Raw genomic sequence first — 25449 nt, forward strand, 5'->3', positions numbered from 1 at the left:
CACCACATCAAGGCCATGTTCGCCGCCATCGAGCAACACAGCACCGAGATCCGCACCGCCAAGGCAAGCCCCGACCCTCAGGTCCGGGACACCGTACGCGGAATCCGCCCCACCGGCCCCTCCACCCGCCAACGCATCCGCGCCACCCTCCGCAAAGCCATCAACGACGCCCTCGCCGAAGAAATCATCGTCGGCGTCACCAACCCCGCCACCCTCGTCAAAACCCGAGGCGACCGGCCACACCCCATCGTCTGGGAACCCGAACGCGTCCAACACTGGAAAGCCACCGGCCAGGTACCCGGCCCCGTCATGGTCTGGACCGACGAACTCCTCGCCCAATTCCTCGACCACGCCGCCGAACACGACCCCGACCTACACCCACTGCTCCACTTCATGGCCTACCGCGGACCCAGACGCGGCGAAGCATGCGGCCTCCGCGACTCCGAAGTCCGCCTCGACAAACGAGAGGTCACCATCAACAACCAACTCACCGGCCACGGCCGCAAAGTCAGGCAGAAACCACCCAAGAGCAAAGCCGGCAACCGCGACCTCACCATCGATGCCGACACCGCCGCCGTCCTCACCGCCTACCGTGCCCGCCGCGCCGCCCAACGCCTCGCCACCGGATCCACCTGGCCAGACACCGGACTCTTCTTCGTACGACCCAACGGGCAACCCTGGCGCCCCCACCTCATCACCAACCGCTTCCGCAAACTCGTAAAACGGGCCGGACTACCACCAATCCGCCTCCACGACCTCCGCCACGGCGCCGCCACCATCGCCCTCGACGCCGGCATCGACATCAAAGTCGTCTCCGAACAACTCGGCCACACCACCACCACACTCACCCGCGACACCTACCAAAGCGTCACCAAAGAACTCCACCACAACGCAGCCGACGCAGTAGCCGAAAGAATCAAGAACAAGCGCCGCAGGACTGCCTAGAACCGCGCCTCGGCCGCCGGACCCCGCCAGCCGGCGCGGTCGCGACACCGACAGCTGGGCTGCCCGGAGTTGAAGGGTGACGCGCAGCCATAGCGCCGGGCGCTGCACACGATGTCGGCACTGGTCTCCGGGTAGCCACTTCAACGCCGGAGAGGGGTGACACCATCACGGCCCGTCCCCGGCCGCGAGGATCTCGTACTCGGCTGCGTCTCCATGCCGGCCGCCCGTCCGCCCAGGACTGCCTGCCATCACTGCCAGACGACCTTCCCGCCGGGAGCGCGCGGCTGGGTCAGCCTCGGCAGCCGCTGCGGTACCTGCGGAAAACCTCTCGGCCCCGCATGGCTGCTCACCGGAATCCTCGCAGCCACTCCGATCACGCCGGAAGAACCTCACGTTGCGCATCTGACGTGTGTCTGCGGCGTATCCGGCCAGGGGCCAACCGCGTGGACGACTTGAATCCGTGTGGGATGGCCTGTTGGATGTGAACGGCCAACGCTGGAGATGGCCATGCGGAGACTTCAGAATGGCCGTGGCGGCTGTAGGGTACCGGGGATGGTAGTGAACAAACGTTCTAATGGTTCAGAGCACGCGGAAGGCGATGCCGAGCCTCTGACCAGCATAGAGTTGTTCACCGGAGCCGGAGGGCTCGCCGAGGGCCTGCATCGCGCTGGCTACCGCCACCGTCTAGCCGTCGAGTTTTACCAACGGGCCTGTGAGTCCCTGAGGAACAACCGCGCCAAGGATTGCCCTGACCTGGTCGCGGCGGCGCGCGCGATACCAACGGCAGACGCTGAATGGCCCCTAATCGAGGGCAAGGTCCAAGATGTAGATTTTGCCCCTTTTGAGGGGAAGGTGGACGTGCTTGCCGGGGGCGTCCCTTGTCAGCCTTGGAGTATCGCAGGCAAGAGGCAGGACATCGAGGAGAAGATCGGTGGCGAACGTAATCTCTGGCCCGAGATGTTCCGCGTCACTCACCAGGTGCGACCCAAGGTCGTCATCGCCGAGAACGTGGTGGGGCTAACACGCCCATCATTCAAGGACTACTACGACTACATCCTCGACGGATTGCGCCTGCCCCATGAGGTCCGTAAGCCCGACGAGGATTGGCGACGGCATCACGAGCGTCTGAAGAAACGGCTAGATAACGGTGACGTGCCAGACGACGAACGCTACGTGGTCCGGGCCGCGATCCTGAACGCTGCTGACTTCGGTGTTCCGCAGATCAGGAGACGGCTGTTCATTGTCGCCTACCAGGCCAACCTTGGCATCGGCGGCTGGAAATCCCCCACTCCATCGCACAGCAAAGCCAGCCTGGTGAACGACTTGATCGAGGGCGGGTATTGGGCCAGGCATGGGATCGCGCCCAGAGACGAGTTCACCGCGACTTTGACACCGACGCTGCCCAACGGTATGCGACCGTGGCGAACCGTACGGGACGCGCTCCGCTTCCCAGACGAGCTTGTGGAGCCCGAACTCAACCGCAAACCCTCTCCCGGCCCGGAGCATCATGTCGGCTGGCCTGGCGCCCGACCATATCGCGGCCACCAGCCCAGCGACCTCGACTGGCCGTCGAAGACGATCAAAGCGGGCGTCCATGGAGTAGCGGGCGGCGAACTCACGGTAGATGACAGCCTAGGGCGCTATCGCTATTTGACCGTCCGTGAGGTAGCCCGCTTGATGACCTTTCCCGACGACTGGACGTTCGACGGGACGCGTGGCCCGCAGATGCGGCAGTTGGGCAACGCCGTCCCGGTGGACCTGGCGAAGGCCATCGGTGACTCGGTGCGTATTCAGCTGAGACCTGGTTCGGCGCCGGACGACTCCGCACAGGTGTCGGGCGACGGTGAGCTCTGACTCCGGGACCGTGTCGAGACCTACGGCCTCGTCGGAGTCGACCGTCAGAGTTATGCGTGGTAATCGCGGCCGCGACACCCGCCCGGAGATGTCGATCCGCCGAGCGGTGTGGTCACTAGGGCTGCGTTACCGCGTCGGTGCCCGGCCGGTCCCCTCGCTACGCCGCACGGCGGATCTCGTTTTCACCAAGGCGCGGGTCGCCGTGTTCGTCGACGGCTGTTACTGGCATGGCTGCCCCAAGCACTACCGGCCGGCGCGTCAGAACGAGGCGTTCTGGTCGGCGAAGATCACCGGTAATCGGCGGCGTGATGACGAGACGGACACCCTGCTGCGGGCGGCGGGGTGGACGGTCGTGCGGATCTGGGAGCATGAGGACGCGACGGCCGGTGCCGAGCGCGTCCGGGCTGCGGTAATCGAGGCCCGGACACGACGGCGTGGTCCTAGCGAGTGAGCCCAAGGTAACCGGCCGGGCCGAAGAGCACGTCTCGGCGCAGGTAGCGATTGAAGTGGCCGCATACCGGTTCCCCCAGATGTGAGCAGGCATGGCAAGCAGCGCCGTTGCGCTCACAGGCCGGATCGAGCGGGCAGCGGTGCTCGGCGTCCACGACGGCGTCGAGAAAGTCCTTCAGGTCGTTCTCGAAGACCGCTTGCAGGCCGCCGAGCACGAAGTCGCCGCGTGCCGCCGCGAAGACGAAGAAGGTTCCGTGGGTGGGTAGCAGATACTCGCCCAGGCTCTCGCGATCGACGCCGGCGAAGACGGAGAGCTGACGGATGACTCGGTGCGCGTAGGTGTGTACGAGGGTGAGCAGGTCCGTGCCGACGCTTGTTTCGCCGGGTTGTTCGTTGAAGCGGTCCGGCAGGTCGATCGCGCTGGCGATGGCGGCCCGGGTGCCCCGCGAGTCAGTCGCCTCCGGAAGGCGGTGGTGGCGGTCACTGAGCCAGCGGCGAATCAGTACGGGGTCGAGGCGAAACATGAGCGCCTCGGACTGCTGAGGGTCGGCGTAGACGCGTCGCCCTCGTTTGCCGCTGAAGAGGTTGAGGCTCACCTCGCCAGGTGTGGTGCCACCCCGGGTGAATCCGTAAACGGCACGCATGACGGGAAATCGGTCGGCCAACTCGACGGTCTCGAGACCGGCACGGCGGATGGCGGCGGGGTAGCCGTTGGAGTATCGGTCTCGCATGGCTGGAGGAACGCCGTCCGTGAGCAGGTCCGTGACGCGGACGCGGCCGTCGAAGGTCGCCAGCGCGAGGTCAGTCGCCTCGCGTTCGGCCCGTAGGAGTCGATCACTTGGCGCGGTTCCCAGCGGGCCGAGGTCGTCCTCGCTGGTGAGTTCGCCATGGTTGGCGGCCAGGCTGGCCATCTGCTCGGCAACGGCTCGGGAGACGCCGCTGGCGACGAGTTGATCGACCAGCGAACCGGTGGTGTGTCGACGTTCGCTGGGCCGGTCCTCGATCATGCCATTCAGCAGCCAGGTGAGCGCGCGTCGCGGGCCACCGGCCTCGGTGATCTCGATGAGTCGCCGCTTGTTGCCGGGATTGATGACGACAAAGCTCTGTGGTGAGTAGACGCTGGCGGAGCGATGCACGGTGAAGGCGAGCGAGTGGGAGCCGCGTTTGCCCCATCGACGGCCACAGGGGCAGCGCCGGAAGGGAAAGCCGCGATGCAGATGCTTGTCACAGACCGGGCACTTGAAGAGGATCTTGCTAGCGTCGATTGTGGGCTGGTAATCCATGCTGACCTGGTTGTGGCGGTCACAACGTGGTATGCGGGGTTCCTCAAGCCGGCCGCATTCGTGGTAGCCGACGAAGTGGCTCTGCTGCCATAGGTTGTGAGCGCCGCACGCGCAGTCGCGGGCGCGGGTGCTTTCTACGCGCCGGCACCGGCGGCAGATGTATACCTCGGGAAAGCGTTCGACTTTGACCCCGCGACTCTCGTTGACCTTGACGACCTCGACGTCGAGTGCGCGGGAAGCGCGGACCGCGCCCTGGTCTTTGGTCCAGCCGAGGATCTCGGCCTCCAGGCGTTGCCTGATGGCCGCCTCGTCGACGTCGACCGGGATCGGGTCGCGCCATTCGACGGTCTTCCAAATGCCGCCTTGCAGGTCTGCCGTCTGCTCGGGAAGCAGGCCGTAGAGCACCTGGGTGCCGCTGCGCATGTCTTTCACCAGAGTGCTCCTAGTCGTCGCTGATGGGGATTTGGGTCTCGACGTCGCGCAGAGACGTCATCGGGCGGCGGTGTAAGAGGTCATGGGGCCACTTGGCGCCCAACCCGAGGTCGTTGAGCTTGGTGAAGTAGACCTCCACGACACGGCGCAGGTCATCGTCGAGCAGGTGCTCGTCATCGCGGATACCGAGCATCTCCCGCAATGCCTTGGTCTCGTCATCGACGGTGGTCAGGACGGTGCGGTGGTATTCGCGCAGCAGGTCGGTCGTCGTCAGCCGGGTGCGCTCGGACCGGGGTTCGTGGAAGAACAGGCGCCGAGCCTCGATAGCGGCGATGCTGGTCAGGTCGAGTACCTTGCGGCTGCTACGGGTAACCGGGACCGGTTCGACAAGCCGGTCGCCGTGCTCAACAAACGCCTGAAAGTGGCTGTAGACGCCAGCGTCACGCTCACGGCCGATCTTGTGCAGCACATAGACCAGCCCGGGGTGGCTCCGCCCCACGCGGGCGGTGGTCTGTATGAACTCCGCCGTAGTCAGGGGTACGCCGAGCACGGTCATGACGTTGAGCCGGTCGATGTCGACGCCGTGGGAGAACATCGACGAGGCGGTGACGACATGCACGCGCTCTCCGAAGTCCGCAGGGGGATCGGCGAGGGTGGCGATCGCCGAGCGGACCTCGTCGAACGGAGTCTGGCCGGTGAGCGAGATCGTGTTCAGGGGCTCGACGGGCACCTGGGCACCCATTGAACGGCGGGCGGCCTCGACGTCCTTGACCGTGTTGCCGTAGATCACGTTGGTGCCGTAGAGGCGCAGCAACTCGTCAACGTGACTCGAATCGATGCCCACTTGCGCGCATACCACCTCCGGCTCGATGAGTAGCCGACGTACGGATTGCTGAAGGACGGTGATGGTGCGGTCGGAGACCCATTCGAGGGTGACCCCCCGAGGCCACACCGCGACGTATCGGCGTAGGGCCAAGTCCGTCGATTTGCTCCAGAAGCTCTCATGCACCGACGGTCCGAGGGCGGGAAAGACCCGCCCTTCCCGGCCGTACAGGGTTCTGGTCTGGCGTTCGTATCCCGCGAGGGTGGCCGAAGAGGCGATGATCTTCGGAGCGCCCGCGCCGGTGTTCTTCACCTGCAGGTCATCGAGGATCGACTCGTAGTGTGAGTCGACCGCGCCTAGGGAGTCACGCAGTAGGTGCAGCTCGTCCTGAAGCCGCAACGATGGTGCGAACATCGCCCGCTCGTGCGGCTTGACGATGTCGGCGCTCTCCTTACAGCCGGGAACGAGGCAGCCCGACGGTCGGCTGCCGCGCTTGGCGTAGGTGAAGCCGTGACCGGGCCGCCGGCATCGGCCGGCGGGGCCGTGGATGAATCCGCGCATCGCGGCCTGCATCGAGATGAGCGCGGCCTTGTCGAGGGTGCCGATCACCACGCTGGGCAGGAACCGGTAGACCTCGCTGTCGACCACGAATAGGGGCAGCGCCTCACTGCCGGACGGGCAGTCGGCCGCCGAGCAGACGTGCTCGAGGCGCCAGAGCCGCCGGTTGAACCGCATGGAGATCCCGCCGGCCGCGCAGAACGGACAACGCAGCAACACGTTGTAGCGCTCCGGCATCGTGTCGTCCTCGATGTCGACCGGGTTGTCCTTGGTCGGCTCGACCGGGATGTCGTTGGGCGTGCTCGCCTTCCCCACGTAGTAGCCCAGTGCGATCGGATCGCCGGGGATCCGATGCTCGCGGCGCACCAGCTCGGCTGTACCCAGCGCGTCGGCGAACCGCTGGGTCTGTTGCAACGACAGCAGGCGCAACGGGAACCGCGACCACGCGGTGATCCCGGAGTGCTTGCCTCGCAACCGGTCGTAGAACACCGACAGGACCAGCAGCGCAAGGTAGGTTTCGGTCTTGCCGCCACCGGTCGCGAACCAGACGATCTCCACCATGTTCCAGTCCCGGCGCCCCTCGACGAGACTCGGTAGCACGCCGAGGAGGAATCCGACCTGGAACGGGCGCCATCGCGTGATCTGGCGGCGGGCTGCGGTACGGCCCATGGCCTCGTTCATCAACCGGTATGCCCGTAACAGTTGCGGCGACGATTCCAAGGCCGTGACACCGCGGCGCAGCCGATCGAGCTCTGCCTCGTAGGCGGCACGGCCACCCTCGGCCGCTGCCAGCATCTCCGGCGTCCACGCCGGTCTCTCCCCTCGCATCTCGTGCAATGCCTCCGGCGACCAGGCATGCGCGCCCCACTCGGCGAAGCCATCCGCGAGTTGCCGCAGCCGCGGCAACGGATCCTCGGAAAGCCCCCTGAAGGAGAGGTCCAGCCGATCGACCGCAGTGTGACCGAACCAGAATTCCGGCCGTCGCGTCGACACCACGATCGTGTCCCGGGTAATCAAGGCGCCTTGCCGTACCTCGACGCCGCAGTTGATGCCCAGCGCCGGCATCTCCCGCTCGTACCGGAAGCTGTCAGGTAGCGACTCGAGAACGAACGGGACCGTGTTGAGTCCCTGAACCGCCAGTTCCACCTCGAACAGGTGGCGCTCGCCACGTGGGCCCTCGGACTTCGGCGTCGTGTTGACGACCGTGACGATCAGCTCCGGTGAGCCTCTCCACGACTCATCGACGACTTGGACCTCGGCGGTGGCTGTGCCGATACCGGCCCGGCGGAATGCCGCCGTGAGGACATCACTGTCGTCCTCCCCTACCTTGGGAGGTCTTCCATCGCAGTACACGGTGACGCCGACACTGGCCCGGGCGCCATCGGATTTTCGCCACTGCTCAGGCACGGTGCCATCCTTGGAGCCGGCGGTGACCAGGTTCCAGCCAAATGCCTTCACCCATACGCGGAAACGCCAAGGGCCAGCCCCCGCTGGCTTGACCCGCATACCCACCGAACACGGGTCCATCCGACGCTCGCGCCGGTTGTCGGACACGGCCTCCTGCTCCGAGGCCAGCCGGCCGAGCCAGAACACGCCCGCCGGGTCGACCGAACTGTGGGTGTCATCCGTACCCAGTCCTGCATGGGTCACTCGCTTGTCCAACCAGCGGACGAACAGTTCCTTGTAATCGCTCATCGGTTCTCCTGCGAGCTGGCCGCCACGGTCCCTGGCGCACGTCGATGTGAGGTCGCGCCGGCCGCGTACCGGGCGGCCGGCGATTTCGGTTGAGGCCGAAGACCGAGCTGGTGAGCGAGCGCCTGGATCGCGTCGTCGCCCGACAAGGTCATCAACAACTTCAGCTCGATCTGGCGCACACGTTCGCGGCTGACGCCGTAGATCCGGCCGATCTCGTCGAGTGTGGCGGGCTCGTCGGCGCTCAACCCGAACCTGCGTTCGATGATATCGATCGACCGGGGATCGAAGCTACGCTGAAGGATCTTCCTCAGTTGCTGGGGGACGTGATCGTCGGCGACAGCGTCCTCCGGAGCGGGCAGCGAGCCATTCGCCAGCAGTTCGCCCAGCGTGCCGCCACCGGTCTCGTCGCCTATCGGCGCATCCAATCGGACGAGCGGACGGGAGATGTCGAGCAGGGCCTGAAGATCGGCGACATCCATCTCCACACCCTCGGCGACCTCCCGCAATACTGGACTACGGCCATTGCGCAATTCGAAGGACCGCGTATAGCGATTAACCTTCCGCAACCGCTCCCAGACATGGGCGGGCAGCCTGATGGCAAAACCGTCCCTGTCGATACCACGGCCAATCGCCTGCCTCACCCACCAGGTGGCGTACGTGGAGAACTTATAGCCCAACGTGGGATCGAATTTCTCGGCGGCCCGCTGGAGTCCCAGCACCCCCTCCTGAAGGAGATCTTCGAACTCCATGTCACCGGCGTTCTGTACCAGCCGCTGGGCGATGCTGATCACCAGCCGTAGATTCGAGCGGACCAGTTCGTCCCGCGCGCGCAGACCATCCTCGATCAGGGTGGCGACCGATGTGGCGCCGGCACCCGCCTGACGGCGTTCCATCGCGGCGAAGCCAAGTTGAATGCGCCGACCCAGCGCGGCTTCCTCCTCGGCCGCCAGAATTCGATGCCGCCCCATCTGGGCAGGTAAGGCAGGAAGGGATCGCCACTTCGCGTCGTGATCAGCCGAACCGCCATCGTCTCCACGCTCGACAGGTATCCCCAGCCGAGCCAGTTCGGCCACGACGGCGCTGACTTCTTCGGGCTCGAGCCCTCGGCGGTCCAGGATCCCGATCACGTGATCCCACGACAGGACATCCAAGCGCTCGGCGTCCTCGACGAGGACCGAGACCGCTCGCAGGACTAGCTCCCCACGCACGTTGCCACCTCGACTCATCGCGCTGGTTCGAACGTCGGTGATGAGAACACGCGGGTACGACATTTGTCACCGGAGGCCGGGCGTGAGAACCATTTTCCCAGCTCAATAGGACCGCCAGGAAAAAAGTGCAACTTGATGGCGATTTGCCCCATTGATGGCGACTGCTTGACGAGCATCTTCGCCGCTTGTAATCTGTAGCCGCAGGCGCAACTCAATGCGAATAACAAGCGCGCGCAGATCGTTTGAGTAACCCGCTCCACCCGGCGCTTTATCACCCTTTCGGGGATGCGAATCACGCCTGTCCTCGGTTACGCTCCGCCATGAGTCGTCGATACCCGGCGATCGACGGCTCGTTCACGAATCCCGTCCAACGCGGACGCGGTCGACGTAGCGGGGAGCGAGAGTGGCGATCGAGACCATCGACGTGACACCGGATCCGAAGATCCTCACCATCCTGGGCGACATCGAGTTCAGCCCGTGGCAGTGTCTCGCCGAACTCATCGACAACTGCTGCGACAACTTCCTCTCCACCGGCGTCGCCAGCGGAGAGCGGCCGACGGTCCAGATCTCACTTCCATCCAAGGGCGCTGATCTCAAGAGCGCCGAGGTGGGAGTAACCGACAACGGCCGCGGCATGGATCTCGCCACGTTGAACAACGCCATCCGCGCCGGCTGGTCCTCCAACGACGCTCACGGCGCGCTCGGCTTGTTCGGGATGGGGTTCAACATCGCCACCGCGCGTCTCGGCCAGCGGACCCAGGTACGCACCACCAGGGCTGGAGACCCACACTGGATCGTGGTGACCATCGATCTCCCCAGTCTCCACGCCGGTGGCACCTTCGACGTCCCGGTCACCTATGAGCCTAAGGAAGATCCCGAAGATCATGGCACGCGGGTGATCATTAGCGCCCTGCGGCCGGAACGGCTCACCCTACTGCAGGGCCACCAGGCGATCAGGACCAAACTCGGCGACGTCTACAGCTACCTGCTGCGAGAACACGGCATCGAGATCACCGTCAACCTGCGCAAGGTCGTCCCCCGGAGGCCCTGCATCTGGGGCAACGACCGGTATGTCATGCGTAACGGCGCCGAGATCCGCGCCGTGCAGTACATCGACGAGACGCTGGGGGTGATGAAGGCATGTGCCGTCTGCGGTAGGTGGCAGACGGTCGACCATGACTCTTGCGTCTTCTGCCCCGACGGAGGGCGGCTGGAGGTCCGCGAGCAGCGCATCCACGGCTGGCTCGGTATCCAGCGATACCTGCACACCAGCGACTACGGGATCGATTTCCTCCGCAACGGACGCAAGATCCTTCTGCGTGACCACCGCATCTTCGACTGGGTCGACGAAACCGGCAATGAGGACCCAGAGAAGGAATACCCCATCGACAACCCGCGCAACGAGGGCCGCATCGTTGGCGAGATCCACTGCGACCACGTCGCCGTCAACTACCAGAAGACCGCCTTCGAGTACGAGACCCGGGAATGGAAGAAGGTTGTCCGCACCATCCGCGGTGAGGCGCCTCTGCGACCCAACATCGCCAAGCGGCGCGGCATCCTGGAGGAGAACCGCAGCCCACTCGCCCGGCTCTACGCTGGCTTCCGAACCGACAAACCCGGGCTGAAGTACCTGGTCCCCGGCAACGGTGAGAAAGCCCTGCGTGGGGAACAGATCATGGACTGGGTGGATCGTTTCCGTAAGGGTGACGAGGCCTATCAGAGCGACGAGATCTGGTACCGGGCCGCTGAACAGCACGACAAGGGGATTGTCACCCCCGTCACCCCCGGAGTGACAGACGATGTCCTCGACGAGATGGGCCTTACGCAAACGGCACCCACCGACGCAGCGTCCGCCGATCCCACGTCCACGAACGAGCGTCCTGGGCCGGATCAGGCACCCACTGCGACACCCGCTACCCCGACACCCGCCAGGCCCGAAACAGTGGACGAGCGGCTCAGCCGGTATCGGGGAGCCGCCGTCCTCGCTCCCGCCTACGGGGGACGATTCGACGCCGCCGACCTCGGCAAGATCGATGTCTCGGTCTACGCCGTCGACGCCGTCGATCTGCTCGACCCCGCCGGAAGGACCGTGCCGATCTTCGCGCACCTCGCGCGGGCACCACGGGTAGAGGTGTTCCTCGCCCGCCGGCACCCGATCTTGACTGACTTCGGCATCGACCTCACCGAACTGGTCCAGGTCGTCCTCGCCGAATTCCTCATCGCCAGAGCCCCCGGTGCTAAGCAACCCCTGGTCACCGCCCTGGAGAAACTCAAGGGCAGGGCATCCAACGACCGCCGTATCACCGTTGACTCCCTTGCCAAACGCTCCCGCGAACTGCTTGATCAGATCAGGAACCAGATGCTCCGCGAGATCAAGGGCTCGCCGACCAGCCACTGGGAAGCCCTGCTTCATCATGAGAAAGGCGAGGCCGAACGTCGCTTCGCGCTCGAACGCGTCGGCGACGAATGGGCCGACGCCATCGAGAGCGGCGACTTTATCCACTACCTTCCCGCCACTGCGGTGGTACGGCTCATCGAACGCCGGCCCGACGCCTTCCTTGACGGTCGGGTGTTCCGCCGCCGCTACAGCACACTGACCGACCAGACCGCCCGAACTCTGGGTCTGTCCCGGGTGACCAATTTGGTCAGCGAGATCGCCCTGATGGCCGACCACACGCCCCGGCTCGAGGCCGACGAGCTGCGCCGCATGCGGCTCAGCTGCGACCTGGTCGAACGCGAACTCGACGAGGCATAGGGCTAACCATGACGTTCATGGACCCAACCTTCCTACGCGACCTGGGCCCACGCCAGTTCCCCCGCCAGGTCGAACGGCTGCTGACCCACCTAGGATTCACCGACCTCGCGACCATCGACGGCGCCGGCGACGGCGGCGCCGACGTGATCGGCTGGCACAGCGGCATCTGCTGGGTGCTGCAGTGCAAGTGGAAGCTCAACGGTCTGATCGGACCGGACGCCGTTGACGAGGTCCAACGCGCCCGAGAGCTCTATCACGCCGACGAGGCCGCCGTCGTCACCAACAGCGCGCCCGGCCCCACGGCCATCCGTCGCGCGCAGGAACTCGCCGCCATCGCCAGACCGATCAAGTTCTGGACCGGCGACATCCTGCGGCGCGCCTACGACCGCGCACCCGTCACGCTCGAACCGGTGCAGCTTCGTCCGTACCAGAGCGAGGCCCTGACCGCCATCGAAGCCAGTCTCGCCCATCACGGCCGTGCGATGCTCATCCTGGCCACCGGTCTCGGCAAGACGGTCGTCGGCGGCTCCGTCATAGCGGGACACCTACGCGACGCCCCCGGCGCGGACGTCCTGGTCGTCGCGCACACCCGCGACCTCGTGGCCCAGCTCGAACGTGCCCTTTGGCGTTTCCTACCCAAGCATGTTCGTACCCGGCTACTCACCGGTGACGACCGTCCCGACGACCTAGGTGGCGTCACCTTCGCCACGGTGGCCACCGCCCTCGCCGTCGCCAGAATTGGATACAAACCCGACCTCGTCATGGTCGACGAGGCTCATCATGTCGGCGAGAACGGCCAGTTCGCGGAACTGCTCGACCGGCTAACAGCGGCGCGGCAGTTCGGCGTCACCGCCACTCCCTGGCGCGGCGATCGATACGACCTCACCAGCTACTTCGGCGAACCCACCTTCACTCTCGGTATCGAAGAAGGCATGCGGCGCGGCTACCTCGCCAAAGTCGACTACCGGCTGTTCGTCGACAACATCGATTGGGACGTTGTACGGGCCGCCAGCGAACACGGCTACAGCCTCAAGGAACTCAACGCCCGCCTCTTCCTACCCGACCGCGACGAGGCCATCCGCGACGAACTTTCCGCGGTCTGGAACCAGACTTCCCGTCCACGGGCCATCGTCTTCTGCCGCACCATCGAACATGCCGAGCGCATGGCTGGCATTCTCAACAACACGCTACCCTGGGGCAGCGTTCAAGCCGTCCACGCTGGCCTCGCCATGCGCGAACGTCAACGACGACTGCTCGCCTTCCGCGCCGGCGAAATAGGCGTGCTCACCGCGGTCGACATCCTCAACGAGGGTGTCGACATCCCCGACGTCAACATCCTGTGCTTCGCACGAGTCACGCACAGCCGGCGAATCTTCGTCCAGCAGCTCGGCCGCGGCCTTCGACTACGCGACGGCAAGGAACGCGTCGCCGTGCTCGACTTTGTCAGTGACCTGCGCCGCATTGCCGCCACCCTCAAACTCCGCCGCGAGATGGAGGCCGACGACATCGAGACCCTGCCCTTCGGTCGCGAGTCGACCATCACCTTCTCCGACCAGCGCGTCGAATCCCTCATGGAAGAGTGGATCAAAGACGCCGCCAGCCTCGAGACCGCCTACGACGAACACCGCCTCCAGTTCCCCGCCACCCTCGAAACAGGCAACTGACATGCCCAACACCCAAAGCGTCCCCACTAGCGTCCGCGACGAAGTCGCCAAGATCCTCTACGCCGAGGCGGACGCCCTCGATTGGGAACGTCTTACCCCCCAGCTCAAGAGCGGTCAATACAACCAATGGGCCGATGACCCTCGTATCGGGGGGCTCCTGGCCCGTTTCATCCCCAACCCGATCGGATGGATCAAAGAAGTCCCGCTCAAGGAATACGCCCGCGCGCTGGAGAACATGGGCAGGTTCGCCTCCTTCACCACCATGCACTACGCCGCACCCGCGGACTTCGTCGGCCCAACCTTCGGCCGTCAGTGGGAGTACGTGCCAGACAGCCTGGCCGACAAACCTGCTCACTGTCTGGCCACCGATGGCATGACCACCCGCTACATCTGCTGGGGACCGCCCGGCCAGTGCAAAGAGCTCTTGTGGGCCGCCGTGACCGCCGGCCTCGAACACTCGGGAACCCCAGGCATCGCCCTGTCGGTACGCAGTGACGCCGAGATCGACCCCAGTCTCCAGCGCAAGCACGAACGCATCGGCGAGCGATGCGGCATCGAGATCAAATACGTGGTGCGGCCGCTACGTCAACGCACCTGACCCGAGCGACACCGCCTGTACTGACCACACCCCAGCCCGCGCGACCATCACAGGAGAAAACGCCGTGCTGCCTACCTTTCCGGGTCTCGTCACCGTCGAACCCGTCGACCCCGAAGACCTACGGGTCGTATGGCTCGAGGAGGCGGACGAGGGCGTCAGCGACAACCAGCTCTACTTCGTAATCGCCGAGGTGACGTGGTCCGAGGTCCAGGCGGCGATCGACGGCGAGCGAGAACTCATCGCGCTAGCGAAGGCCCAGGCGACGACCGACGATGACTTCGACAGCGTGGCCGACCAGCTCGTCGAGGACCGATACACCGGCGACTGGGACGACGACGGCCTGATCGACGACGGCCCGCTCGCAAGATTTTACCCGCTCGATCTCGGCGTGATGTCGGCGGTCGCCGCCCTCGTCGCCGGCTACGCGCTCACCACGACAAGCTGCCGCGGCCATCACTCGCGCCGGGGGGAACCGAAGCCGCTCATACGGTTTATCTGCGACGACACCCGCCTTCCCCTGATCGCCGCCGCCGCTACGAACGCCGGTTGTGGCATGCGACTCGACTCGGGCAACATGCTGCAGCTGTACGGGCCTGACATCGACGCGATCACGCGGTTCGCCGAGGAAATGGTAAGCCAGCGACCGCGGTTCGACGGGCTACCGGCCGACAGCGCGTTCGAATCCAGGACCTCGTACGGTGACTACCTCGATGACTACGAGGCTTACACGGACTTCGCCGACCTGACGCGGGCAGATCTCGCGCGGATAAGGCAAATGATGAAAGCGGGTAGACCCATGGAAGGGCAACTGAGGATCTTCGAGAACGAATAACCACCATACCCTGGTGCAGGACGACATTCCCGTTCGGCGTTCGCACGCCCGCCAAGGATCGCCCGGCCCAACAAACCTCCCGTACCAACTCGAACATGGCCCGCGATCAGCGGCCGTCTCGCCCACGAGGCGCCGGCCTGTCCAGTTGGCGCGAGAACGATGGCTGACCGGCGAAGGTGGCGCGACGGCCGCTGGGGCCGTAAGTACACCAAGACCCAGCGCCGATTATCCCGACGGCAGCGAAGGCCGGCGGCCCAACCCCCGGAAGAGCAAGAGTGCCTGACCCTACGCCAGCTGTGCCCGTGAAGGGGAGCGGTCGATGATCGAGCAAGCGCCGAGTGGGCTTTCGAACGTCGTACATCACGGCGAGCTGCGACACAAGACCAGCGCCGGGGTCCGCCGCTTCGTCACGACCGGCTTCGACATCGAACTACTGGCCGCCGTCGACGCCGCCGCGACCGCACGGGTGCCCCTGGCACTGGTCATCCCCCTGCCGGCCGCGAACACCCCTATCGTGTTGGGCGCGGCGGCGCTGGTAGCCGAGGTCGTCCGGGAACGGCGGCTCGGCGTATCGGCCACCGTCGTAAGTGGCCGGCTGTCGCAGCGCGCCTACTACGACCTGCTGTACATCGGCCAGGATCGGCTAGCCGACCACATCCCCCGCGCGCGGCTGACCGCCGACGGCACCATAGAAACAGTGGGATCGGCCCGGCACGACAGCGGCGGACGAATGCTGCTCACGTCCGACCCCAGCAGGGCCGCAGGTCGCAGCGGCGCGCTGGTCATCGATGGCGCCGGCGGCGATCTCGGCGACGTGGAGGCCATCGTTCGCGGCGGGCAGCCATTGGTGTACCTCACTGACAACCCGTTCGACCGACTCCTCGATGTCATCCGGGACTCGGGAGGCGTGGTGTGGGCGTTTGACCCGCCGGCGCTGACACTCCTGACCACCAGAGACGACGCTCTTCGCGGTGAGCAAAGTGAGGCATTGGCCGCACCCGTCGCGCTGCTGGCCGCCGCCGGGGCCGCACGACGCGCCGTGTGGGCGCCCGCCGACGACAGCCCGCTGGACGGCACGCTGCGCCATGCCTGGACCGCACTGGGCCGCCTGGCCACGGTCGAGGCCCAAGGCACCGAGCACGGCGCGGCGCACGGCCTGCGCTGGGCATGGGGAACCCTGGCCACCTACAGCCTCCTGGCCACGACACCGGACCACTACGACCGGCACCAGCACAGGGGGCCCTTTTCCACAACACTGCGCGAGGCAGCCAGCCACGCTCGCGCCGTCGCCGGCAACCGCTCCAGGGCAACCCGTGAGGCGTGGGCCCACGTGGCGGACGCGTTCAGCCAGCTGCACACGGCAGCCGGCGCGGCCACCAAACTGCCGCTGGTTCAGTCCTGGATCAACGCGCTCTCCGACGACGGGCGAAGCGGACTATTGGTAACCCGCAACAGGGCCGCCGTCGCTGCCCTCACCGCCGCGCTCGAGGAATCCACCATCACTCGACACGGCTGGAGGGAACACGTGCGAGTCGTCAGCGCCCGCGACGTACTCCTCGGCCGCGTCGACGCGCTGCCCGTTGGCACAATGCTGGTCACCGGACCGCTGCCACGCGCTTACGCCAGCCTGGTCGCCGCGCCACCAGCCGACGAGGCCCTCACCGCCACCGCCGGCGCCTGGGAGGCCTCTCGCGCCGCCCGGCAGATCGAGGCCGCGCTCCAGGCGCTGCGGATGCTGCGGGAGCAGACCCGGACCGTGAGCTCGTCGCGACTGGGCATGCCAGCCACCCGGGCACCCGCCCAGACCGAGTGGGACACCGTCACCGTATGGCGTGCCGGCGCGGCGCTGACCCGCGCCGAGCCGATCGGCGCCGACGGCTCGCCGTGGGCGCCGTTCGACCTCGACGTGCTGGCGGTGGCCGCCAGCACGCCGCACGGCCGCGACGGTGCCCCTGAAGTCGCACCCCCGGCGCGTGGCGATGACCGCGCTGCCCACGTCCATATCCACGCCATCACGATTACCTTCATCGACGGCGTCTACCTGCACATCGATCCCAACGACGTGGTGTATCGACGGCGGGGTAACGACTCCGGCCGGGCGGCGGCGAAGTCGCTGCTCCCTGGTGATGTCATCGCACTGGTCGACTCGACCGCCCGTCGTGACCTGTTCGACACTGTCATCGACGCTCTCTCCGAGCTACCGAAATACGCGCCGCTAGCGACTCTGGTCGCGTTCTGGCATCAGCGCGTCGCCCGGGTACGCGATCGAGGACTCGCGCTACGAGAAATCCTGGCTTCTATGCGGGCCGGCCCTGACCCGACCGGGCTCACCACCGAGGCTGCGATCGGGCACTGGTTCCGCGGGCTGGTCGCCGGCCCAGCCGACCCGGTCGACGTGCGCCGCTTCGCCGTAGCCGTCGGTGACCGCGAACTCGTCCAGCGAGCCGACGCCGTCGGCAGGGCACTGCACACCAGCCGGGTGCTCAACCGAGCCGTCGGCCGGTGGCTAAGCGCGCAGATCACCGGCGCTCGGCTGCACAACGACGACGCCATCGTCGACCCGGACCTCGGCGTGCACGTCGCCGACCTGCTGGAAGCGGTGTCCCTGCACCAGGTCGCGTCGGTGGATCCGCAGCAGACCCTCGTGACCGCCGCCGCCGTCGGCGTGCTCCGCACAGCTGCGGCCGCCAAGATTCCTGGCCGGAGCGTCGGCTGAGATACGACCGCTGACAGCACATCGTGACGCCTGCGACACTCATCGTACAAATTCATATGACTACGCACGGACGTGCGAGGACCCGAAGTCCGGACCGTCCCATCGCCTACGGGCCTCACGAACTCATCTTGTGAAAGGAAGCCGCCATGACGGCTGCGACAGGCACGCCTACGCCAGCGCGAATCCGCGACCATCTGCTCGCCTCCCTGCAGAGGCGCATTCTCAGCGAGGCAGCTGGCGAGCTGATCCCAGCGGGAACCCGACTGCTAGGTGCGCCCCACCGCGACCAGGTGTGGCTCGGACAGCTGTCCAGCGAGCCCCAGCTTATCGCCGACATCTCCCGAGGCCTCACCGGTGACCGTATGGTCCCCGCCGCCGAGGGCTTCTCCTTCCGGCTGGCCGACGGCACGGCGGCCGCCGTGTTCGACGTCGAACTGTCGTTCTGTGTGTACGTGACATTGCATCCCACTCTGGGAGAGCAGCGCGCGTTTCTCGACGCCGATCAGCACCACACGACCACGAATAAGCCCAACCAGGTCGCCGGCACCGGCGCCAGCCCGCAGGGCCGGCCGCTGGCCACCGTGTGGACAAAAGTAGCCGTCGGCCCGGTGTCAATACGCGTAAGGCTCGAACCCGGAGATCAAGGCACGTTGCGTTTCGGAGAGGCTGAGATCACCGCCGCCGTGAACTCGGCCGTCTCCGCCGCCGTCCACGCGGTTGGCGAGCCGTACCGTGCTCGCCGCAAGGCCCGACCGGCCGGCTCGTTGCCCCGCGACGCCGACATGTACGACGACGCCGCCTGGGCCTCGTACACGGCGGGTAATGTCCTGGCCGCGGTCGACACCGCGCTGCCGCGATTCGCCGCGACGATCGAGGTGGACATCACCGGGTCCGACGCCGGCACCGACGTGCTGATGACTGTCGTCAACGGCACCCCTGCGGACGAGACACAGTTCGCCGACCGCGCTCGCACCGACACCCTGGATCGCCCTCACCTGGACACCCACCTCTACGAGGTGCGGCTGTCCGCGCGGACCGATGCGATCCTACGGCCCCACACCCTCGAACAGGTCGCCCGCTCACACCGCTACGACCGCACTGTCGAGGCGTTCGGGCAAACCTCCCCGATAGAGGTGAGCAGCGACGGATCCATCACCCTGCTTACCACGGCCTACGGCGCCGTCGCCGAAACCGGCCGGGTCCACCCCCGCACTCACGCCGCTAACGGCACGAAGATCGACGTGGCGTTCGACCCACTCATCACCGACCCTGTCGACACCGTCAACGCCCTGGTCGACGCGCACGCGACCTGGGTCGACGCGCACTGGTCCGACGACGCGCTCAAGGCGCTGCGCGCGACTCGCGGCTGGGACGACGACGCGGCTGACGCCGCCGCCGCCGACGCGCGCGCCGCCCGTGACGAGAGCGCCTGGCTACGAGCCGGAGCCCAGGCGCTGACCGACCACGCCGATCTCCGTGAGGCGTTCATCCTGGCGAACCGCGCCATGCGCGAGGTCGCGGCCGCCAAAGGTCATAAGTCATGGTGGCTGTTCCAGATAGCGTGGATCGTCGGATGCCTGCCCGCCGTGGTCGATCCCACCGCCGACCTCGACGTACAGATCGAGACCGTCCCGCCAGGCGGCGGCAAATCCGAGGCCTACCTCGGCGTGGCCCTGACCCACCTGTTCTACACCCGGCTGCGCGGCGGCACCGCCGGGGTGAACGTCTGGGCGCGATTCCCGCTGCGGCTACTCTCAGCGCAGCAAACACACCGCTTCACCCAAGCGGTCCTGGCCGCCGAGGTGCTGCGCAAGCGCGACCCGCGCATCAGCGGCGGCGACCCATTCGGAGTGGGATTCTTCGTCGGTGGCACGAATACCCCCAACCGCGTCTACCCAGCCGACAGCCGGTTCAGCCGCGGACTGGACCCGCACTCGCCGAGGCTGGCCGACCGCTGCCGCATCCTCGACCGATGCCCGGTATGTTCCAAAACGGTTACAGTCCGGTTCGACGAGCGAACCTGGACCATGCAGCACGTCTGCGCCAACACCAGCTGCCCTCTCACCGGCGTCCTCCCGGTGTGGGTAATCGACGACGACATCTACCGGAACGCGCCCGCGGTGCTCGTTGGCACCGTTGACAAACTGGCGCAGATGGGCCATGCCGATCAATTCAAGATCGCATTTGGGCGGGTGCACTCCCGCTGCCCCCGACATGGTTACACGGCAAGCCCGTCATTCTGCGCCGTATTCGGCTGCACCGAGAACCGGATGCCAGCCCGCGACGGCTTCGGGTACCTGCGCTGCGAGATCACCGACGAGCTGCACCTGCTCGACGAGAGCCTCGGCGCCCTCGATGGGATGTACGAGACGCTGCTGCAGCAGATCGGCGAAAGCCTCGGCAATCCACCACTTCACATTATCGGCGCCACCGCCACCTTGGAGGGCTACCGCGAGCAGGTACGGCAATTGTACCGCCGCGACAGCGCCCGACGCTTTCCCGCCCCTGGCCCGAACGCCGAGGAGAACTTCTTCTCCCGGGTACTCACCGACGACCCGCTGCGCCGCTACGTGGGCGTGCGACCCCGCAGAACCACAATGGTCACCGCCGCTGCCGACATCGCCCGTATCCACGCCGTCTGGCTCACCCAAGCGGTCACCGACCCCGCCGCTGCGGCCACAGCGGCCGGGCTGGACGCCTCCAACCCCGACATCCTCACCGAGGTCAGCTCCGCTGTCGAGGACGACCTCGCGGTGCTGCTCGCCTACTGCTTGCGTAACGAGGACCTGTCCTCGTTCATCCGGGACGACCGGGTTCGTCGGCTACTAGACAGCGAGGACAACCTTGCCAAGATCTCTGGCAGCGCCGACCCAGCGGACATTCGAGAGGCGATAGCGCGCCTCGACGCCCCGCCCGATGACCCAGCTCGGCGGATCCGGATCATCGCCGCGACCCGGGCCATCGGACACGGCTTCGACTCCCCGCGCCTGAACGTCATGGTGCTCATGGGCACCCCCGCCCAGGCGGCCGAGGTCATCCAGGCCACCGCCCGCGTCGGACGCACCCATCCAGGACTCGTCATGCACGTGTTCAACCCGTCCCGAGACCGGGACTCATCCGTGTTCCGGTACTACGCCACCTGGATCCGCTACCTCGATCGGCTTGTGACCAAAGTGCCAGTCAACCGGGAGTCATTGCCGGTGCTGCGCCGAGCGCTACCCGGCGCCCTTATGTCCTACCTCCTCCAGGTGCATAACCTGGCCTGGATGACCTCGGGATCCCGGCGCTTCTCCCTCGCCAAATCCGACCAATTCCGCGACGCGCTCAACACTGGCCACCTCGACCGAAAGACCCTCGTCGCTGACCTCAGTACGGGCCTCGGCCTAGACCCCGCGAACCCGTACCACCAGATCCACCGCATCGAGGTAGAAAAATTCGTGGACGAGACGATGTCCCGGATGGCCGTCTCGGCCGCACCTAACCGTTCGACTGCTGACCTACTGGATCCCTCGGTCCCACGCTCGCTTCGCGATGTAGAAGAACCGATCACCATCTACAAGAACGCTTGAGGGGCGGGCCGCCATGAGCTACGACGAGATGAACCGCACCGCCGTTCAGGCGCTGTGGAACCACATGCCAGACCAGCCCTACGGGTGGCACGACGGCACGGTAGCAGTAGGCCTGGCACCCAGGCAGGTGACCACGCTGGACATTCCCGAGGCATGGGTGGCACCGCGGCTGCGGCGGTTGATCCGGCCTTTCGCGCAGCTGCGCTCGCAGATACCCAACTCCGGCCCAGAACTCGAGATTGTGCAGCGGGAGCAGTACCGCCTCGTGCAGGCCGAGGATTTGCGCGCCGCCCGGTTTCCGAACACCTTCATTTGCACCGCGTGCGGGATCTTTGTCGCGGTTCGGCCCGGTGACGACGCGCCGGCATGTCCGGCCGGGCACGGCACGCTGACCCAGTTCCAGTTCGCCGAAGCGCACAACTGTGGCCTGCTGGCCGAACTGCGGCCGCCACAATGCACCAACAGATGCCGCGCATCGATGCAACTGCACAACTGGCGGCGGCTGTCGGTCAGGGAGTGGTTCTGGCGATGCGCACGTTGCGGAGCCCGCCCGCAACAGGACGTCATCCGATTCTGCACCCAGTGCCGTGCCGGACGTTCCACGGTCCTGCGAGTCCCACAAACGTCGGTCCACTACCCGCAGTCGCTGACGGTACTGAACCCGCCAACCCGCACCACCTACGGCGCCTTGGCCGATCACGACGCCCGCGCCGCGGCCGTTGGGCAGCTCATCGGCGTCGTTGAACCTGGGCTCGAAGGACTGCAACGGGCCGTCGGCAGGCAGGACGACGCGCTCACCCAAGTGCAGGCAACCGTAAAGGCACTCGGCCTCGGACCGGATGATCCTCTCTTTGCCCAGCTGTTAGAGAAGGCTCGGCAATCCGACGACGAGGGTGGCAATTGGCGTGCCCAGGTCGAAGGGCTCGGGCTGTCTGCAGAGAATCAGGAGATCGTGGGTGACGAGGCGCTCGCGCTGACACTGGCCGGCGCGGCGTCCCCGTTGACCATCGGCGACCTGGAGGCCAACCCGCCCGCATCCTCACTGCTGCCGACCTACCAGCGGTATCGTCAGCTCCTCGACCGTTACCATCTTGCCGACGTCACGCTGCTGCGCGAGCTGCCAATCGCCTACGTCGTCGCGGGATACACCCGCCTTTCGGCCCAGGCGCTACAACGCACCCGAAGCGGGGACCGCACGACGTGGTTCAAGTTCTTCGACGCCGATAAGTCGGGGAAACACCCGATGTACGGCAAACGCGGTGACACCGAGGGTCTCCTGGTTCGCATCGACCCGCTACAGATTGTGCGCTGGTTGGCCGACTCCGGTCTTGTACCCGACCCGGGGATAACCGACGTCGGAGGGGCTCGCCGGTGGCTGCTCGGGGTATGTGAGCCGGTCGTCGACGCGTTCAACGCACCAGACCACCGGATTACCGCCGCAGTGCTCGGACTGGTGCACTCAATGGCACACCGGTTCATGAAGGCGCTCGCTGTCCGTTGCGGACTACACGTGGAATCGCTCGCCGAGTACCTTTTCCCATCGGCGGGCGCTTTCCTGATCTACGCGAATACTCGCAGTGAGTTCACTCTCGGCGGTATCGAGCATGTGTTCCGCTTCGACCTCGCTGACGCCCTCGAGGAACTCGATGCGGACCCGCGATGCGTCTTCGACCCGCCCTGCCGACGGTCCTTTGGCGGAGCGTGCGCGGCCTGCCTGCACACTAGCGAAGTCGCCTGCGAGCGATTCAATACGGTTTTGGACCGCAACCTTTTGTTTGGAACTCTTCCTGCCCCGGCCGGGTCAGCGGCCCTAGTGGCGGACGTGTTGTCATGGCGCGGCTTTTGGGCACGATGAAAGCCCAGCGGATTAGCTGGACATTTCTGTTGCGGACAGCCTCATAACAGGCCGACGGAAGTCTCAAAGACGGACGCGATCGTCTGCCGCTGATCGGATTCGCCCTGGTCGGCGGCGACGTCCTGGACAGGGCAGTATGTAGTCGGACAGGCTGGGACCGTGCGCGAAAAAAGTTCGTAGCTCGCAACCCGGGTCCTCGGCGGCGTCGGCAAAACCCAGCTCGCCGCCCTAGCGCAGCGCGATCAGCCATCACACCGGGGTGAGCGGAAGGTTCAATAGCCCCAGCGACCGCTGACACCGCCCCGCTGTCGTCGTACGCTGGCGGCCTCGATTCAAGCGTGCACCGGAGGTTGGATGCCTGCCGCGGCGGACTATCTTGAGATCACCCCGTCGGCGGCGCGCACCCAGTGGCGGTCGATCGTCGTGCGATCGAAGACGGCCGAGGGCCGGAGACAAGTCGCATTCGCGCCTGCGGAAACGCTGCTATGCCTAGCCGCCAGCCTGATGGTCAACCACCGCCGTTACGGGGGATCGACCGCACATCGTGCCGAGGAGCCGGTTCCGAGCCTGGCTCGGCTGTTCCGACGCCCCAACAGCAGCGTGCTGGCAAAGATGGCCAACCTCGACGGAAGCCGACGCAACGGCGCCCGGCACGAGGTCGAAGTCGCCGCCCGTCTGCTGGGTAACCAGGACGACCTAGCGGCCTCGTACCGAATCATTGTCCGGGCCGCCCGTGACGTTGGTGTCACCGTTACAGAGCTTCCGGACTTCCTCCACCTGGAACATGACGACGCCCCGCTCGTCTTGCTGGGCCAGGATGAGTTGAGTACCTCCGACATCGAAGACGTCGTCCAAGCGGAGCATCCGGGAGTTAGCGACCATGCGACCGAGCTGCTTCTGATCGCCGCGGCACGGGTCGGGCAGCACCGTTTCGCCCGGGAAGTTCTCCACAATCACGCTCACCGCTGCGTATTTTGCGGTCTCTCGATCAGTGTGGAGAACAGGCGCGCCCCGCGGATGCTGGTCGCCAGCCACATCAAGCCCTGGCGGGTCAGTGACTCCCGCGAACGCGTCGACGTCGCCAACGGCCTCGCTGCCTGTCCGACGCACGACGTTGCATTCGACACCGGGCTGCTCAGCATCAACGGAGGTCTTCGCATCCACGTTCACGCCAGCGTGCACGCCACTGCGGATCTCAACCCCGCGGTGAGGGCGGCGTTCGGCCGCCCACCTTTGGCCGAACACCTCCTACTGCCCCTCGGCGCCCAGCCACCGCAAGGCGTTTACCTCGACTGGCACCGCACCCACGTCTATCGAGGCACGAGCACGACGTGAGCTGGCCACTTGGGTCCTCCGAAGCCTGGCGCCGCCAACCGCGCTATCGGACGGGTGAAGCGGCTACGCGACGCCACGATGCGCCGGCCGACCAATGCCGCAGCGTCCCAACATGCCACAGCACAGTACCCGTGGCCAGGTCGACGCCGGCGGTAGCACACGGCTCGACCATCGGTGTACGACCGCCCCAGGGCGCCAAGTGCCGGTCCACGTCCCCCAACATAGGGTTCGTCGGCTCCGCCTGAAAACTGGAACTGGAACTGGAACTGGAACTGGATCTGGCACAAATTTCGTGATCGAGCCTGACCCCTGCGGCCCTTGGTCCACTGTGTATGGTCGGCGGCCGTGCGACTCGCTGACCTCACAGTGCTGCTGCCGCACCTGGCCGGTGTCGTCGTTCAGCGGATCGAGCGTAGTGCTGCTGGCCTGCGGATATGGGCTCAATCGCGGGCCGGGCGGGCTGCCTGTGGCAGATGTGGCCGCAGCGCTGGGCGGGTGCACAGCCGCTACGAACGCCGGCTGACCGATGCCGCGCTGGCCGGCGAGCCGGTGGAGATCCGGCTGCGGGTACGACGCTTCTTCTGCGACACGCCGCTATGCCCCGCGCATACGTTTGTCGAGCAGATTGCCCTTCCCCTCGTAGCGTGGAGGCTAGAACTTGAGGGATAGAGGTTCATGGCTGAGACGAGAAGACAGTTCGATCCGGAGTTCCGGGCGGGCGCGGTGCGGATCGTGCGGGAGACGGGTAAATCGATCGCTCAGGTCGCCCGTGACCTGGGGATCAATAGCGGAACCCTGGCCAACTGGGTGAAGAGGGACCGCGAGCTTCGCGGTGAGGCCGCTGCCGGGCAGTTGGCCGAGGACGAGCGGGCGGAGC

Annotated in this window: 16 protein-coding genes; 13 read left to right on the forward strand and 3 right to left on the reverse strand. The window is 66.2% G+C overall.

From position 1 onward, the window contains the following. From I0C86_RS20800 to I0C86_RS20810, 3 genes are all read left to right on the forward strand, one after another. On the forward strand, nucleotides 1–945 hold a 945-nt coding region (locus I0C86_RS20800), incomplete at its 5' end, for a site-specific integrase (RefSeq protein ID WP_196202940.1). Between the two features lie 552 nt (nucleotides 946–1497). Continuing rightward, a complete protein-coding gene (locus I0C86_RS20805; protein ID WP_196202941.1) occupies nucleotides 1498–2799 on the forward strand; it encodes a DNA cytosine methyltransferase in 1302 nt (433 codons plus the stop codon). A gap of 10 nt (nucleotides 2800–2809) precedes the next feature. Next, nucleotides 2810–3250, forward strand: a complete 441-nt coding sequence (locus tag I0C86_RS20810; protein ID WP_323373756.1) for a very short patch repair endonuclease — start codon at nucleotides 2810–2812, stop codon at nucleotides 3248–3250. Here I0C86_RS20810 and I0C86_RS20815 read toward each other — a convergent pair. Genes I0C86_RS20815 through I0C86_RS20825 form a run of 3 tightly spaced genes read right to left on the reverse strand, consistent with a single transcriptional unit; the run spans nucleotide 3240 to nucleotide 9248 of the window. Continuing rightward, nucleotides 3240–4964 (reverse strand): DUF1998 domain-containing protein, encoded by a 1725-nt coding sequence (locus tag I0C86_RS20815; RefSeq protein ID WP_196202943.1) that lies wholly within the window; start codon nucleotides 4962–4964, stop codon nucleotides 3240–3242. The genes I0C86_RS20810 and I0C86_RS20815 overlap by 11 nt on opposite strands. A 10-nt stretch (nucleotides 4965–4974) precedes the next feature. Then, on the reverse strand, nucleotides 4975–8040 hold the full coding sequence (locus tag I0C86_RS20820; RefSeq protein WP_196202944.1) for a helicase-related protein: 3066 nt from the start codon (nucleotides 8038–8040) through the stop codon (nucleotides 4975–4977). After that, the gene (locus I0C86_RS20825; protein WP_196202945.1) at nucleotides 8037–9248 is read right to left on the reverse strand and encodes a sigma-70 family RNA polymerase sigma factor; all 1212 of its coding nucleotides are present in this window, start codon (nucleotides 9246–9248) and stop codon (nucleotides 8037–8039) included. Before I0C86_RS20825 ends, I0C86_RS20820 begins: the two co-directional genes overlap by 4 nt. Before the next feature lie 403 nt (nucleotides 9249–9651). Here I0C86_RS20825 and I0C86_RS20830 point away from each other — a divergent pair, with 403 nt between their 5' ends. The 10 genes from I0C86_RS20830 to I0C86_RS20875 all read left to right on the forward strand — a co-directional run. Next, a complete protein-coding gene (locus tag I0C86_RS20830) occupies nucleotides 9652–12003 on the forward strand; it encodes an ATP-binding protein (RefSeq protein WP_196202946.1) in 2352 nt (783 codons plus the stop codon). An 8-nt stretch (nucleotides 12004–12011) separates the two neighbouring features. Continuing rightward, nucleotides 12012–13667 (forward strand): DEAD/DEAH box helicase family protein, encoded by a 1656-nt coding sequence (locus tag I0C86_RS20835; protein WP_196202947.1) that lies wholly within the window; start codon nucleotides 12012–12014, stop codon nucleotides 13665–13667. Nucleotide 13668: 1 nt separating this feature from the next. Further along, the gene (locus I0C86_RS20840) at nucleotides 13669–14265 is read left to right on the forward strand and encodes a hypothetical protein (RefSeq protein WP_196202948.1); all 597 of its coding nucleotides are present in this window, start codon (nucleotides 13669–13671) and stop codon (nucleotides 14263–14265) included. Between the two features lie 64 nt (nucleotides 14266–14329). After that, nucleotides 14330–15097 carry a hypothetical protein gene (locus I0C86_RS20845; RefSeq protein WP_196202949.1) on the forward strand — a complete coding sequence of 256 codons (768 nt, stop codon included), beginning with the start codon at nucleotides 14330–14332 and terminating at the stop codon, nucleotides 15095–15097. Nucleotides 15098–15416: 319 nt separating this feature from the next. Further along, nucleotides 15417–17813, forward strand: a complete 2397-nt coding sequence (locus tag I0C86_RS20850; protein ID WP_196202950.1) for a DISARM anti-phage system protein DrmE domain-containing protein — start codon at nucleotides 15417–15419, stop codon at nucleotides 17811–17813. 146 nt (nucleotides 17814–17959) lie between these two features. Continuing rightward, complete coding sequence (locus I0C86_RS20855; RefSeq protein ID WP_196202951.1) at nucleotides 17960–21382, forward strand: DEAD/DEAH box helicase family protein; 3423 nt, start codon at nucleotides 17960–17962, stop codon at nucleotides 21380–21382. 13 nt (nucleotides 21383–21395) lie between these two features. Further along, a complete protein-coding gene (locus I0C86_RS20860) occupies nucleotides 21396–23237 on the forward strand; it encodes a hypothetical protein (protein ID WP_196202952.1) in 1842 nt (613 codons plus the stop codon). A gap of 354 nt (nucleotides 23238–23591) precedes the next feature. Further along, nucleotides 23592–24572, forward strand: a complete 981-nt coding sequence (locus tag I0C86_RS20865) for an HNH endonuclease (RefSeq protein WP_196202953.1) — start codon at nucleotides 23592–23594, stop codon at nucleotides 24570–24572. A gap of 366 nt (nucleotides 24573–24938) precedes the next feature. Continuing rightward, nucleotides 24939–25241 carry a transposase family protein gene (locus I0C86_RS45490; protein ID WP_407676335.1) on the forward strand — a complete coding sequence of 101 codons (303 nt, stop codon included), beginning with the start codon at nucleotides 24939–24941 and terminating at the stop codon, nucleotides 25239–25241. A gap of 6 nt (nucleotides 25242–25247) precedes the next feature. Next, the coding region (locus tag I0C86_RS20875; RefSeq protein WP_230393452.1) for a transposase at nucleotides 25248–25449 on the forward strand (202 nt) is incomplete at its 3' end.

Source organism: Plantactinospora alkalitolerans (genome assembly GCF_015690345.1).
GTDB classification, from domain to species: Bacteria; Actinomycetota; Actinomycetes; order Mycobacteriales; family Micromonosporaceae; genus Plantactinospora; species Plantactinospora alkalitolerans.

Excerpts from the sequence above, each read along its gene's own strand:
- I0C86_RS20805 (WP_196202941.1), top strand. The coding sequence starts at position 1,498 with ATGGTAGTGAACAAACGTTCTAATGGTTCAGAGCACGCGGAAGGCGAT.
- I0C86_RS20855 (WP_196202951.1), top strand. The coding sequence starts at position 17,960 with ATGACGGCTGCGACAGGCACGCCTACGCCAGCGCGAATCCGCGACCAT.
- I0C86_RS20835 (WP_196202947.1), top strand. The coding sequence starts at position 12,012 with ATGACGTTCATGGACCCAACCTTCCTACGCGACCTGGGCCCACGCCAG.
- I0C86_RS20865 (WP_196202953.1), top strand. The coding sequence starts at position 23,592 with ATGCCTGCCGCGGCGGACTATCTTGAGATCACCCCGTCGGCGGCGCGC.
- I0C86_RS20860 (WP_196202952.1), top strand. The coding sequence starts at position 21,396 with ATGAGCTACGACGAGATGAACCGCACCGCCGTTCAGGCGCTGTGGAAC.
- I0C86_RS20840 (WP_196202948.1), top strand. The coding sequence starts at position 13,669 with ATGCCCAACACCCAAAGCGTCCCCACTAGCGTCCGCGACGAAGTCGCC.
- I0C86_RS20820 (WP_196202944.1), bottom strand. The coding sequence starts at position 8,040 with ATGAGCGATTACAAGGAACTGTTCGTCCGCTGGTTGGACAAGCGAGTG.
- I0C86_RS20850 (WP_196202950.1), top strand. The coding sequence starts at position 15,417 with ATGATCGAGCAAGCGCCGAGTGGGCTTTCGAACGTCGTACATCACGGC.